The following is a 14,581-nucleotide window of genomic DNA, read 5'->3' as shown; positions in this document are numbered from 1 at the left end:
TTTCTATCATGAAAACGACAAAAATTTATATTCTTGCGGTTGCTTTTGTTGCAAGTATCACATTAAGTTCTTGTGAAGCAACAAAAAATGCGAATAATACTCAAAAAGGTGTGGCTATCGGTGCGGCTTCAGGAGCAGTTATCGGTGGTATCCTTGGTAACAACCTTGGTAAAGGTGGTAATACTGCCCTTGGCGCTATCATTGGTGGTGTTGTAGGTGGTGCTGCCGGTGGTGTTATCGGAAACAACATGGACAAACAAGCCCAGAAAATCGACCAGGCACTTCCGGGTGCTGACGTTGAAAGGGTAGGAGAAGGTATCAAGATCACTCTTGGTGAGAACTCTGTAAACTTTGACCTTGGTAAATCTACTTTAACGGCTAAAGCTAAAGGTAATCTTGATAAGCTTGTACCGGTATTCAACGAGTATCCTGACACTGATATCCAGATCGTAGGTTACACTGACAGCAGCGGAAGCGATGAGCTTAACCAAAAACTGTCTGAGCAAAGAGCTGCATCGGTTAAAACATACCTTTCAGGCAAAGGTATTAAAGCTGCAAGAATCGTTACTTCAGGACTTGGAGAAGCTGAGCCAATTGCAGACAACGCTACTAAAGATGGTATGGCTAAAAACCGCCGTGTAGAGTTTGCTATCACTGCAAACGAAAAAATGAAAGCTGACGCTCAAAAAGAAGCTGCAAAACAATAATTAATTATTTGATTATAAAGAAAGCTCCCCGCATCGCGGGGAGCTTTTTTGTTTTACCACCAGTCGGCCCTGTTGCCGTTACGGCCAAAATAGTACGTCAGGCCTATGCTTGCATTAAGCATTTTTCCGGTATAAGTTCTTCCAAGGTATTCGCTGTCAAAGCTATTTTGCTGCCTGAAGTTTAATATACCTGAAATGTCGCCTGTCAATGCAAATGACGAATTTATATAAACCTGGGCAGTACCTCCAATGATAAGGTTCCCTATATTATCATATTTTTTATTTTCAAAAGGGTTTAATCTCGAATAGCCCACCCCTCCATGCAGCAACAGGTTTAGTGAGCTGTTCGTAAGGTCTCTTAAATTAAGAACCCGCCCAATGTTATATACTGCCTGTACCGATGCCCTGTCAAGGATGCTGCCTGTACCGGGAGTACCATTGTCGTCTATGCGGTCGTGTGCATAATCAATTTTTACACCCCAGTATTCATTAGCCATATACCGGAAACCGACAGCTGCATGCTTATAGCTCGTTTCTGCAGGACCACGTGGAGATGTAAGGCCATATTCTGCCTCAAATGAAAATTGGTTAAAACGGTTACGCGTTACGCTCAATTGCGAAAATGCCTGCATTGACAATGCTAATGCTAAAATTGTGATTGTTTTTTTCATACTATCAGGCAGAGCCCCACTGTTAAATTAGTTAAATACAAAACCAAATGCCCTGACGATTACGTACATATAATTATCAGTTGCTTAATGCTGCATAAAGCAGCATATATAGTAAGGGATGTTATTTATTGGTTGGTTGGTAAAGGCGTTTTTCTTTTAAGGAAAGCGCCTTTAAATTTTTAACCGAGCCAATAAATGAGTGAGTATGGGTGATATATGGTACAACGAAATATGTTAAATAATATTGACAGTTAAATTGTTAAAAGAATATTAAAATTTAAATACAGGAGGGTGAAGTATTGCCCTGAATAATTTAGCCTTATTATTTGTTAAGCTCTGTGGTCGGTATTCAGTAAATGAATATTTTTGCAGAATAATATAACATAGATGCTTGCAGTAAAGAACATCTCTTTCGGCTACACCGATAAGATAATTCTCCACAATATAAATTTTACCGTAAAAAAAGGCCAGAACATTGCTGTTATTGGTGAGAGTGGCTGTGGCAAAAGCACGCTGCTTAAACTTATTTACGGGCTTTACGACCTTAACGAAGGTGAGATTACCTATAAAGGCGGGGCTGTTACAGGGCCAAAGCATAATCTTATTCCCGGTATGTCTTACATGAAATACCTGGCGCAGGATTTTGATCTTATGCCTTATGTTACGGCTGCCGAGAATGTAGGTAGTTTTCTATCTAATTTTTATCCCGAAGAAAAACAAAGACGTATTAATGAGCTGCTTGAAATAGTAGAAATGAATGCTTTTGCCGATGTTAAGGCAAAGTACCTTAGCGGAGGCCAGCAGCAGCGTATAGCACTTGCAAAAGTTCTGGCACTTGAGCCTGAGGTCTTATTGCTTGACGAACCTTTCAGTCATATTGATAACTTCAGGAAGAATGCGCTGAGGAGAAACCTGTTCGCTTATCTTCAGCAAAAAGGTGTTACGGTCATAGTAGCAACACACGACAGTACCGATGCCCTGTCTTTTGCCGATGAAACCATAGTGCTGAAACACGGAAAATTACTGGATAAAGCACCTTCAAAAGAAATTTACTATTTTCCGCAGGATAAATATACTGCTTCGCTTTTTGGCGAGGTAAACGAGATTAAGCTGGAACTGCTTACGCTAACACAAAACCCCGAGGAAAAAGTACTGATCTACCCACATCAATTAAAAATTACCGAAGGCGGACCGCTCAAGGTTGTTGTAAAACAATGTTATTTTAAAGGCAACCGCTACCTGATAAAAGGAGCGCTAAACCGACAGGTAATATTTTTTGAGCACAACAAAGAACTTGAAGTGAATACAGAGGTTTCTATCGCGGTTGACAGGGAGGCTTTTAGTTAATTGAAACGTAAAGGCAGCCTGTACTGTACTTTAACTTTTTTTCCGTCCTGCTCACCCGGAATCCAGTTTTCACTTTTGGCAATTATATCGCGTACTTTTTCGTCAAATTTTGGACTGATACCCTGAACGGTCTCAATTTCACTTACGCTTCCGTCTTCATTTACCATAAAGGTTACAACCATAGATCCCGGCTTGTAGCTTATTGCCCGTTGCGCTTTAGGACCAACGAAATTTAAAAACGTTTTTAAGCCTCCGGGATATTCAGGTGCTTTTTGCCTGCCGTTCGTCTTACCGGTTTCTGTAGTTATAGAATTATTAGAAGTTTCCTGAGCATTTGCAGTAAATGCAAAAAAGACAGATAAAGCAGCTGTAGCTATTTTCTTCATAATTAAAGTTTAAAGCGAAAGTATTAAAAAAATAAACCCCACATCGATATGTGGGGTTTATTTTTATGTTAAGTAAGGATTTTATTTCCTGTTCTTTACATATTTCTCAAGCCATTGATCCTGTTCCCATAACAGGTGCAGAATACTTTCGATGGCAGAATACCCATGGCTTTCTTTAGGTAATAACACCAGGCGTGTTGGTGCTCCAAAACCTTTCAGGGCGTTGAAATACCTTTCGCTCTGCATAGGGAATGTACCCGAATTGTTATCGGCTTCTCCGTGAATAAGCAATAAAGGTGTTTTCATTTTGTCAGCATGCATAAATGGCGACATGGTATTGTAAACCTCAGGTGCATCCCAGTAGTTTCTTTCTTCACTCTGAAAACCAAACGGTGTAAGTGTCCTGTTGTAAGCGCCGCTTCTGGCGATACCCGCTGCAAACAAATCAGAGTGGGTAAGCAGGTTGGCCGTCATGAAGGCACCATAGGAGTGCCCGCCTACTGCAACCCGTTTCCTGTCGATATAACCCAGTGCGTCAACCGCATCTATGGCAGCTTTTGCATCGGCAACAAGTTGTGGCATAAAAGTATCGTTAGGCTCTTCTTTGCCTTCTCCTACAATTGGGAACGACGCATCATCAAGGATTGCATATCCTCTCGTTACCCAGTATATTGGCGAACCATAATTAGGGTAAGTGAACTCATTAGGGTTTGCAGTGGTTTGCGATGCGCTGTTTTTGTCTTTAAACTCTGCCGGATATGCCCACATGATCATTGGCAGCTTTTCTTTTTTGGTTTTGTCGTAACCGGCAGGCAGGTAAAGTGTGGCAGTTAGATCAAGTCCGTCAGCCCTTTTGTATTTAATGACTTCTTTACTGACGTTCTCTATCTTTTTAAATGGATTTTCAAAGTACGTCACCTGGGCAGGCTTTTGCTTCCTGAAATTATTGATATAATAATTAGGGTATTGGTTACTCGATTCCAGCTGAACAAGAATTTCACCTTTTTTGATATCAAGAATACTGTTTATAGACTCTTTTTTTGAGGTATATTTTGACTGGTAAAGACGGGTTTTCTTTTTGGTCTTTACATCAAACTGATCGATGAAAGGAAACTGGCCTTTTTCGGTAAAGCCATCCCCGGTCAGGTAGGCATTGTTGCCTTCAAGGTTCAGTATATAACGTCCCCACTGATTTCTTTTGGTATCAAAGCTTCCAGGGTCGTTGTAAACATCCTGATAATTGTAGTCAAAGATTATCTCCGGTTTTTGCGAAGCATCAGAAGGATTAAAGGTATATGCTTTGGTATTTCGTGTATTCCACCAGTTATCATTCAGGATGGCAAGGTTATCTGTTCCCCAGATTATGCCCCTGTAACGGTTAATTGTTTTTACCATGCTCTTAGGAATACCTGTAAATGGTGCTTCAAGCTGGAAAACTTCATCACGGAACGGAACTTCTACTGCCGGATCCCCGCCATCAAGAGCTTCTGCCCAAACTAATGTTGCAGGCTTGTCGGCTCTCCAGCCAATGCTCCTTTTTCCTTTTTCGGTAGCCATAAAGCCTTTAGGCATGTCTTCGATAAGCGGCTTTTCGTTGAAGGTAGTGATAGCTTTTCCGGAAGCATCATATATAATGCTCTTAGTAGGGAAACGGTCTAAGGTTACGATATAAGAAAACGGCTTTTGAAGCGTAGTCACTATAAGGTAGTTGCCATCGGGCGAAAAACTTGTACTGCTGTATATTGCTGCTTCTTTCCAGCGAGATTGCCTCCCATCAAGTGTAACCTTGTATAGTTCGGAAGTGGTTAGCATTTCAAAATTAGCTTCATCATTTTTGTTCTTCAGCAAATCCTGATACGTCCTGTTCTGAGCTTTTGTTCCGTCACTAACGGTAACTGTTGGGCCGGATGGTATTGCTTCGGCGGTATTAATTAGTGTAGGCCTGTTGGCAGGAAGCATTTTTACTAGTAGTGAAGTATTGTCTTTAAACCACGAAACAGGTCCGCCCATGTTAGCGTTAATGGTCGCATCGGTAAGCTTTTTTGCCTGAAGTGTTGCAATGTCAAGAATCCATAGCTCAACTCCGGTAGCAGTAGTATTGGTAAATGCCATCTTGGTTTCATCGGGCGACCAGGAGAAATTGGTAAGCTTCGGATTTTGCGGCAGTCCTTTTACCTGAACAGGTTCTTTATCTTTCAGTTTTTTGTATTTCAGGTTGTTTACATAGGTTACCGTACTCGAAATATTCGTTTTTGGGTTAATACGCAATCCGCCGAGCTTAAGTTCAGTTTCAGAAAGATCTTCCAGTGTTTTGTAGGCATTGCGATACATCAGTATCATGTGTTTGTGCTCACTGTCCATAGAGACAGAAGGTGCTCTTTGCACATCTACAAGTTCAAGTATCTCTTTTGGGGGCTTTTGATAAGTTACATTTTCCTGTGCCTGAAGGCCAAGCCCTGCAAGTACAAAAAGCAATGAGGTAAAAAGTATTTTCATGTAGTAGATAATTGGTTAACATCTTATAATTAGTATACTAAAATACAATCTTGTTACACCTGATTTTAAGTAAATGGTTTTCGCCCTAAAAATAGCATAACTTAAAAAAGAGTTGTAATTTGTAATTCACTTTTAAAGAATGTTTAATTTTGCATTCTTATTTTTAATAAAATAATCAATTCATGTATCATTCAAAAATTTCAGGCTTAGGCTATTACGTTCCGGATAATGTAGTGACGAACGACGATCTTTCCAAAATTATGGAAACTAATGACGAGTGGATCCAGGAGCGTACAGGTATCAAAGAAAGAAGACACATAATAAGAGGCGAAGACAGCACCACAACCATGGGGGTTAAGGCAGCTAAAATTGCCATTGAACGCGCCAATATTGACAAAGAAGATATTGATTTCATTGTGTTTGCTACCCTTAGTCCTGATTACTATTTCCCTGGGCCGGGAGTGCTTGTGCAAAGGGATCTTGGTATGAAACGTACGGTTGGTGCACTCGATGTGCGCAATCAGTGTTCTGGTTTTATCTATGCCATATCTGTAGCCGACCAGTTCATTAAGACAGGGATGTACAAGAATATATTGGTTATAGGATCTGAGGTGCATTCGACAGGGCTTGACATGACTACACGCGGACGTGGTGTATCGGTTATCTTTGGAGATGGGGCAGGAGCGGCAGTACTTAGCCGTGAAGAAGACCTGACTAAAGGTATCCTTTCTACACACTTACACTCCGAAGGGCAGCATGCCGAAGAGCTTTCCCTTACAGCGCCGGGTATGGGCAAGCGTTGGGTAACCGATATCATTGCTGATGCCGACCCTAATGATGAGAGCTATTATCCGTACATGAACGGGCAATTCGTTTTCAAAAATGCAGTTGTTCGCTTCAGTGAGGTAATCAATGAAGGGCTTAAAGCCAATAATCTTCAGGTAAGTGATATCGATATGCTTATCCCTCATCAGGCTAACCTGAGGATATCTCAGTTTATCCAGCAAAAATTCGGACTTACCGATGATCAGGTGTACAATAATATCATGAAGTATGGTAACACGACAGCAGCATCTGTGCCCATCGCGCTTACCGAAGCCTGGGAACTTGGCAAGATCAAAGAAGGCGATACCGTGGTGCTTGCAGCTTTCGGAAGCGGCTTTACATGGGGGAGTGCTATCATTAAATGGTAATTCTGGTTAGTCGTAAGTTTTTAAAGTCATAAAGTCTAAACTCAGCAGATGGCTGAAGACTAAAATATAATTCCACTTTTTAATTCTGAACAGGATTAGAAAGTGGAATTTTTTATAAGTTTGAGAGTCTGCAATCTAAAATCACAAATCTGAAATCTACAAGTAAATATATGTTTTGGTTAGTACTTCTGTTGCCTATTGTAGCTGTTGCCTGGTATTGGTATCCCGGTAAACCTTTGCCCGAAGGCATTATCATAGATAAGCTTGTTGTGTATAAGTCAAAACGGAAAATGGAAGCTTATGCCAATGGAAGCCTTGTAAAAACGTATGATATAGCTCTGGGTAAAGATCCTGTAGGGCATAAGCAGTGTGAGGGTGATAACAAGACTCCCGAGGGCAGTTACATCATCAATGCACGGAATCCTAATAGTGCTTATCATAAAAACTTAGGTGTGTCTTATCCTAATGAAACTGACAAAGCGAATGCAGTAAAACTTGGTAAGCCTGCAGGCGGAGATATTAAAATTCACGGATTAAAAAATGGCCGTGGTTACATTGGCAAATGCCACTGCCTTAAAGACTGGACTGCAGGATGCATCGCTGTGACTAATGATGAGGTTGACGAGCTTTATGCTGCTGTAAAACAGAATGCAGAGATAGAGATATTTCCATAGTTCTCAGTCGCAGTGACAGTTTTGAATTAAATAAAAAGAAAAACCCCGGGCGCAACTCCCGGGGTTTTTACAACCTAAACCTAATTTTAATATGAAGACATATTAAGCTGTTTCCTTTGGCAGATTAGAACATTCCGCCGCCGGCTTGTTTTGTATTATCGTCACGCATTTTGCGCTGCATAGCCCTGTTTTTACCTCCACCAAACATATAATTAAGTCCGAAGTAAACCGTACGGCTTTCCCATCTGAACTCTCCTTCCTGCGGGAATGGGTTGGTAGAGTCGAATCCGTAACGCATGGTTTTGAACATGTCGTTGTAGCGAAGGCTCAGTGTCATTTTATTGTCAAGCAGGGTATAACGTACACCACTGTCTATCTTGTACATATTCTTAGTGTCGTTCTGGATTCCGTTTACCGGCCCGCGGTAGAAACCAAATACATTAAAGTTTAGCCTGCTGTTAGCTTTAAGGTTCACATTAAGCCTTGCGTTGAATGCATTTGCAGTTATGCTTTTGGTGTTAACGGCATAAGTTCCGTCAGTTTGCTCAATGGCAACTCTTCCTTTTTGGGAAATGCTCGAAAAGTCTATTGCCGGCTGCATATCCAACCATTTATTTACCTTGTAGTTTGACGAAAGTTCGAAACCAAAAGAGTTATTGTTGTTGAAGTTGCCATAACTCATTATCTGGTCGTTTTTGTTATCGGTAGCTTCGTTAGGATACAAGATCCTGCTTATCTCGTCGTTTATCAGCCTGTAGAAAACACCTCCCGTTATTGATGAGCCCTTACCGAACATTTTAGTATAGTTGAATTCAACCGAGTTAGTAAACTGTGGTTTCAGTTCAGGATTACCTAATGAAGTGAATAGCGGCGTAGCAAACTCCCTTATAGGTTTTGTCTGCTCCAGGCTTGGCCTGTCTACACGACGGCTGTAACTTAACTGAAGCATATTTTTCTCGTTAAGGCTGTATGTCAGGTAAGCCGAAGGATATACCGTAATATAATCATCTTTAAATGCCTGTGCTCCATTGTATTTCGCATTCACTTTATAGCTTTCGAAACGTGCGCCTAACTGGTAGCTGAATTTCTCAAACTTTTGCCCGAAAGTAGCATAAGCAGAATAGATATCCTGGTCGTAGGTATAATCAACATTTCGCTGGTCGATCGGTATAAGTCCGTTTGTTGTATTGTAAGTATTGTCAGAACGAATTATCCTTGATTCGGCACCAAGCTCTAAGGTCGACTTGTCGCTTAGCGGATTTACATAATCAAGATTCATTGTGAAGTTTTCACGTTTGTCTTCAACATCATCATTATAAAGTTCGACATTAGTGTTGTCAAATGAGGTTGTATATCCTACCGCCTGAGTCTCTTTGGTGTCATTATAATTACCTTCAAAGTCAAGAGTGTGGCCTTCTTTTTCAAACTTGTGTTTAAAAGCTAAGTTATAAGAGTTGTTGTAATTGTCGCCATCCAGCAAAGAAGTCTGGGAGATATCCTGCTCGGGTTCATCGGGGCCATATATAGCATCAGTTTTTATGGTTGCCGTTCCGTCACCATAGTTTTGGTTAGTATATACTGATAACGTGTTTTTATCATTGATATAATAATCCATACCAATTTTACCAAGGATATTCTTGTTGTCATTCACAACATCGATAAGCTGATGCGAGTCTTTATCGAAACGGTTTACATAGCCTCCGTTAAAGTTTCTGCCTTCATTGCTTCCCAATGTAGTAAAGAAGTTCACCTTCCCTGTGCGGTAATTCATGTCTAATGAATTGTTGGTCTTAGGTGTTTCTCCAAAAGTGATGCCCGCATTAAAGCTGCCGTTAAAACCGTCGTTCGAGTTTTTGTGCAGTACGATATTGATGATACCGCTCATACCCTCAGGATTGTACTTTGCACTGGGATTAGTGATAAGTTCGATTTTTTTTATGGTGGTAGCCGGTATCTGTTTCAGTAATTGTGCCGGGTCAAGGTTGGTAGGCCTTCCGTCGACCAATACCCTCACGTTTGTATTACCGCGCAACGAGATATTACCATCCTGGTCTACATTGACAGACGGTATATTGTTCATGATTTCCGATGCTGTACCACCTGCAGTTGTAAGGTCGCGCCCTACGGTAATTACCTTACGGTCCAACTTCTGTTCAATAGTAGTGATCTCTTTTACGATGTTTACACCTTCGAGTGTAGTGGCTTCTTCGGTAATGTTGATAGTGCCAAGGTTTACGCTTTTTGCAGTGTCGGTAAGAGCCGCTGCAAGGCTAACAGTTTTGTAACCCATAAACTGAACTTCTACAGTATAGCTTTTCAGCGGAAGGTTTTTAACGGTAAAGGTTCCGTTGTCTTCTGTGATGACTCCGCCTGCAACGGTGCCATTGTCTTTGATGACAATGCTAACATAAGATAATGGTTCTTTTGTCTTGCTGTCAATAATTTTTCCTGTTATGGTACCTGGGTTTTGGGCAGCCATAGTCATGATGCTCCCAAGCAGGAGCATGCATAAAAACTTAAATTTCATTGTTCGTGATTTGATTGATGATTGTTTGGCAAATGTACGGTCTGTAAAACGAACTTTCAATACATAATGCCTTTCATACATTGGCTGAATTTTATAACTACTCAACTTTCTGTACTTAACGATAAGACAATCAAGAGCGTGTTTTGTTACAAAAAAATGTGAAAAAAACATTATTTAGAAAGAAACAAAATAATAATGCTATTTCGCTGAACATTTTAATGTAACTTGGGGTTAATTGATAAGGTTTGAAAATCAGGATGTTTTTGATTTATTCATGATATTCGGGCTTCGTTTTTTTGAAGTAGTGATTAACACTTTTTTAAAATAATTTCCTGCCCTGACCTTGGTAAAATATGTTTATCTTTGCACGCTTAAAAATAATACTCAAATGGCAATATCAAATATCCTTACTTCCCAGATAGAAAAAGCAATTGATGCTTTATTTGGCGTATCTGTAGAAAAGATAGAACTGCAGGCTACCCGTAAAGAATTTGAGGGCGATGTTACCATGGTTATTTTTCCACTGCTTAAAGTTATAAAAGGCAGTAACCCGGCCGAACTTGGCAATAAAATAGGGGAGTACCTTGTTGAAAACACTGCTGAGGTAGAAAAATTCAATGTAGTAGGGGGTTTTCTTAACCTTGTAATTGCCGATGCTTACTACATCAACTATTTCAATGAAATAAAGAACGATGAGAACTTTGCGTTTCCGGCACCTGCCGAAGGAAGCAAAGCTGTCATGGTAGAATATGCTTCTCCAAATACTAATAAACCACTTCACTTAGGCCACGTGCGTAATGTGCTTTTGGGTTATTCGGTAGCGAATATTATTGAAGCATCGGGTAAAAAAGTATACAAGACCCAGGTTATCAACGACAGGGGTATCCATATCTGTAAGTCGATGCTGGCCTATGAGAAGTTTGGCCATGGCGAAACTCCCGAGAGTGACAATATTAAAGGCGACAAGCTTGCTGGTAATTACTACGTAGAGTTTGATAAAGCCTATAAAAAAGAAATAAATGAGCTTGTAGAATCTGGAATGACAGAGGAAGAAGCGAAGAAAAAGGCTCCGATACTTCTTGAAGCACAGGAAATGCTGCGCAAATGGGAGGCGGGTGATGCTGAGGTAATGGCACTTTGGAATAAAATGAATGCCTGGGTGTACAAAGGTTTTGAAGAAACCTATAAAAACATTGGCGTTAGCTTTGATCAGAACTATTACGAAAGCAATACCTACCTTTTAGGGAAGGATGTTGTTGCTGACGGTCTTGAAAAGGGTGTTTTCGAAAAAGATCCTGATGGTTCAGTCTGGATAGACCTTACTTCTGACGGGCTTGACCGTAAGATCGTATTGCGTTCTGACGGAACATCGGTATATATTACCCAGGATATTGGGACAGCTATTCAGCGTGTAAAAGATTTTCCTGATGTGGGCGGTATGGTGTATACCGTAGGTAACGAGCAGGATTATCACTTTAAAGTGCTTTTCCTTATCCTTAAAAAATTAGGTTACGACTGGGCTCAGCACCTGTACCACCTTTCTTATGGAATGGTTGACCTTCCGTCGGGTAAAATGAAGAGCCGTGAAGGAACTGTAGTAGATGCTGATGACCTGATGGCTGAAATGACTGCTACTGCAAAAAGCATCTCGGAAGAATTAGGAAAGCTGGAAGGCTATTCTAATGAGGAGAAAGCAAAATTATATGAGACTATTGGCCTTGGCGCCCTTAAATACCAGATGCTTAGGGTAGATCCTAAGAAACGTATCCTTTTTGATCCTAATGAGTCGATTGACTTTAACGGGGATTCAGGGCCGTTTATTCAAATGTCGTATGTAAGGACAAGGGCTATTTTACGTAAAGCTGATTTTGATCTTGCTACGAATGTTGCTGAAGTTGCGCTTCATGCTAAAGAAAAAGACCTTATCAAGCAGATGGAGCTTTTTGTATCGGTTGTGCAGACTGCTGCTGTTTCCTACAGCCCGGCAATCATTGCGAACTATGCTTATGATCTTGCCAAAGAATTCAGCTCTTACTATCAGGTAGTTTCTATTCTTGGTGAAGAAGACGCGAATACTAAACTATTCAGGGTACAGCTTTCTAAAAAAACAGGTGAAATTATAAAAGCCGCTTTCGGCCTGCTGGGTATAGATATGCCTGAGCGTATGTAATTTTTAAAGCAGATCCCGTGAGCCAGAACAAGTCTTATTTTTTTCAGTCCTATGCCCTTGTAGTTATTGCAGTTGTGGCACTTATTGGATTTAAGCAGATTTTACCCAATAAAATCTTTACCGAAACTCCCGGCAACACAAAAAATGTTGTGGTAGACAGCCTTGCGCTAGAGGCTGCTGCTGAAGAAAATGGCTCGCTTACCGAAGAAGATACGCTGAGTGATACTACCCAAATTAGCTTTGAGGCTGTAAACGGTATTAAATTTCCAACCGAAAATTTTGATGATTATAAAGGGTACCAGCACCTGGTACTTTTTTACGAAAAATTGCTTCAGCTTGAAACCAAACAGCAGGGTAATGTCAGGATAGCCTACTTTGGCGATTCCATGACTGATGGTGATATGATCGTAAAGGAATTCAGGGCCAGTCTGCAATCGCGTTTTGGCGGTGAGGGTGTAGGCTTCGTGAACATTACTTCGGAGTCAGCTCCGTCAAGGAGTACGATCTCACATCAGTTTTCATCGAATTGGAAAACACTTTCTTATCTTAATGTAAAAAATCCCCTAAAGCCTTTTGGTGTAAATGGACACGTATTCTTTGTGAAAAAGGATACGGTTGAGCCGGTATGGGTAAAATATAAAGCAAGCAATATAAGCCATCTTTCATCGCTAAATAATCCAACCCTTTTCTACGGAAGATCGGGCAACAAAGAGGCTAGTGTAGATTTTATAGTAGGTAAAGATACCATCAACAAAAAGCTGAATCCGTCAAAAAGAGTCAATACGCTTAGTATAGGCAAAGGAGATCTCAAAGCATTTAAAGCAAACTTTAAACAGGCTGATTCAATACCATTCTACGGCTTTAACTTTGATAACGGGCAGGGTGTTCATGTGGATAACTTCTCTAACAGGGGTAATTCCGGACTGCCTATTGCGACCTTCAATACCGAAGTGATGAAGGGCTTCAACGAAAAACTTGGCTACGACCTTATTGTGTTGCAATACGGTACTAACGTGTTGAATTACGGATCACTGAACTATACGTGGTACGAAAGAAAGATGGCAAGAGTAGTAGCGCATCTTCGCGAATGTTTTCCGGGTGTGGCAATTCTTATTGTCTCGACAGCCGATAAATCTACCAAGTATGATCTTGAGATGAAGACTGACTCTGCCGTTGTACCGCTTACCCGTGCACAGCGCAAATATGCTGTAAGCTCAGAAGCTGCTTATGTAAATCTGTATACGCTTATGGGTGGTGACGGATCAATGGTAAAATGGGTGGAGGAAATTCCTGCACGGGCCAACAAAGATTATACGCATTTTAATTTCAGGGGAGCGAAGCAAATTTCAGACCTGATCTATAAGCAGATAAACAACGGATACGAACAGTATAAAAGGCTGAGAGGTATGGCTCCGACTCCGGTAGCGGCTTCCGAACCTGTTGTGACAACTGAGCAACCTAAAAAGCCTGAAGTGAAAAAGCAGGATTCAATAACCAAAAAAACGGATACAACTGATGCAGAATAAGCTGTTTGCCTTTTTATTCCTGCTGTTGTGTCTTAACGCTGCAGCCCAGACCGATACTACCGATGTGGAGATCGACTCTGTGTTTGTAGACATGATCGATATCGATACGACCGAAATTGTAACCGGCGATAATATAATTACTAATACTTCTGCTTTAAAGGTTGTTTTCCAAAAGCTGTACCAGCTTGAACTGGAGAAAAAGGGGAAGGTAAATATTGTGCATATTGGTGATTCCCATATCCAGGCCGACCTGATGACGGGATATATCCGTAAGCAACTGCAGGGACGTTTTGGCAATGCAGGTTGTGGATTTACATTTCCGCACAGCCTGGCGAGGACTAACGGAGGGCATTATGTACGGTTCAACTCTAACGCGGGCTGGCAGAGCCGAAGGAATATTTATTCTCCCGAAGACGGAATGAATGTTGGCCTGAGTGGCATAGCCCTTAAGACACGCGAAAATTTTGTGATAGAGCTTAATGTGCGCGACAGCTCTTATGAGTTCAATACGCTAAGAGTTATAACCCCAAAAAATAAACAGACGTTTGATCTGGCAACGAGTTCCAAGACGATTGTGTTGGAATCTACAGTTCCTAAAAAGATAACTCACAAAATTAAGAACGGTGAGGTTTTAGGAAGCATCGCTAACAAATATGACATCTCAATAGCGCAGTTAAAAAAAGTTAATGGGCTTAAGAGTGATAACATCAGGGCAGGCAGGACATTGAAAATACCTACCAGCCAAATGCAGAAAAAAGAAATAAAACGATCGGAATTTATTCCGTTAGATCTTTCAACAGATCCTTCGTCTAACTATTACCATAGCGATACACCATTGTCAAAAATATATTTATTGCCTTCAAAAGGCTATAAGGAGTATACAT

11 protein-coding genes are annotated in these 14,581 nt (G+C 40.8%); 7 read left to right on the top strand and 4 right to left on the bottom strand.

The genetic code is table 11. The features are described from left to right. Positions 1-8 precede the first annotated feature (8 nt). Positions 9-707, top strand: coding sequence for an OmpA family protein (locus ACX0HA_RS16720; protein ID WP_458846451.1), 699 nt, complete (start codon positions 9-11; stop codon positions 705-707). A 53-nt stretch (positions 708-760) separates the two neighbouring features. Here the strand turns inward: ACX0HA_RS16720 and ACX0HA_RS16715 are convergent, their stop codons facing one another. Further along, positions 761-1,378, bottom strand: a complete 618-nt coding sequence (locus ACX0HA_RS16715) for a hypothetical protein (RefSeq protein ID WP_458846450.1) — start codon at positions 1,376-1,378, stop codon at positions 761-763. A 387-nt stretch (positions 1,379-1,765) separates the two neighbouring features. On the opposite strand from ACX0HA_RS16715, the gene ACX0HA_RS16710 reads away from it, so the two are divergent. After that, positions 1,766-2,725 (top strand): ABC transporter ATP-binding protein, encoded by a 960-nt coding sequence (locus ACX0HA_RS16710; RefSeq protein ID WP_458846449.1) that lies wholly within the window; start codon positions 1,766-1,768, stop codon positions 2,723-2,725. On the opposite strand, the gene ACX0HA_RS16705 is transcribed toward ACX0HA_RS16710, so the two are convergent. Both ACX0HA_RS16705 and ACX0HA_RS16700 read right to left on the bottom strand, forming a co-directional pair. Further along, a complete protein-coding gene (locus tag ACX0HA_RS16705) occupies positions 2,722-3,111 on the bottom strand; it encodes an energy transducer TonB (RefSeq protein ID WP_458846448.1) in 390 nt (129 codons plus the stop codon). The two genes, ACX0HA_RS16710 and ACX0HA_RS16705, sit on opposite strands and share 4 nt — an antisense overlap. A gap of 81 nt (positions 3,112-3,192) precedes the next feature. Then, the gene (locus ACX0HA_RS16700; protein WP_458846447.1) at positions 3,193-5,607 is read right to left on the bottom strand and encodes an alpha/beta hydrolase family protein; all 2,415 of its coding nucleotides are present in this window, start codon (positions 5,605-5,607) and stop codon (positions 3,193-3,195) included. Between the two features lie 182 nt (positions 5,608-5,789). On the opposite strand from ACX0HA_RS16700, the gene ACX0HA_RS16695 reads away from it, so the two are divergent. Together ACX0HA_RS16695 and ACX0HA_RS16690 are read left to right on the top strand one after the other, a co-directional pair. Continuing rightward, complete coding sequence (locus tag ACX0HA_RS16695) at positions 5,790-6,800, top strand: 3-oxoacyl-ACP synthase III family protein (protein WP_458846446.1); 1,011 nt, start codon at positions 5,790-5,792, stop codon at positions 6,798-6,800. Positions 6,801-6,970: 170 nt separating this feature from the next. Then, a complete protein-coding gene (locus ACX0HA_RS16690; protein WP_458846445.1) occupies positions 6,971-7,474 on the top strand; it encodes a L,D-transpeptidase family protein in 504 nt (167 codons plus the stop codon). Between the two features lie 124 nt (positions 7,475-7,598). Here ACX0HA_RS16690 and ACX0HA_RS16685 read toward each other — a convergent pair whose 3' ends face one another. After that, positions 7,599-10,001: a TonB-dependent receptor domain-containing protein gene (locus ACX0HA_RS16685; RefSeq protein WP_458846444.1), complete on the bottom strand. Its 2,403-nt coding sequence runs from the start codon at positions 9,999-10,001 to the stop codon at positions 7,599-7,601. A gap of 388 nt (positions 10,002-10,389) precedes the next feature. Between ACX0HA_RS16685 and argS the strand changes: the two genes are divergently transcribed. The 3 genes from argS to ACX0HA_RS16670 form a co-directional block, all read left to right on the top strand. Then, positions 10,390-12,171 carry an arginine--tRNA ligase gene (gene argS / locus ACX0HA_RS16680; RefSeq protein WP_458846443.1) on the top strand — a complete coding sequence of 594 codons (1,782 nt, stop codon included), beginning with the start codon at positions 10,390-10,392 and terminating at the stop codon, positions 12,169-12,171. Between the two features lie 17 nt (positions 12,172-12,188). Beyond that, positions 12,189-13,697, top strand: a complete 1,509-nt coding sequence (locus ACX0HA_RS16675) for an SGNH/GDSL hydrolase family protein (RefSeq protein WP_458846442.1) — start codon at positions 12,189-12,191, stop codon at positions 13,695-13,697. After that, positions 13,687-14,581 (top strand): LysM peptidoglycan-binding domain-containing protein (locus tag ACX0HA_RS16670; protein ID WP_458846441.1); only part of this gene is annotated, 895 nt, incomplete at its 3' end. The genes ACX0HA_RS16675 and ACX0HA_RS16670, both read left to right, overlap by 11 nt.

The organism is Flavobacterium hauense (assembly GCF_054457175.1).
The sequence above is the reverse complement of the archived record's forward strand: the minus strand, read 5'-3'. Positions and strand labels throughout refer to the sequence as shown.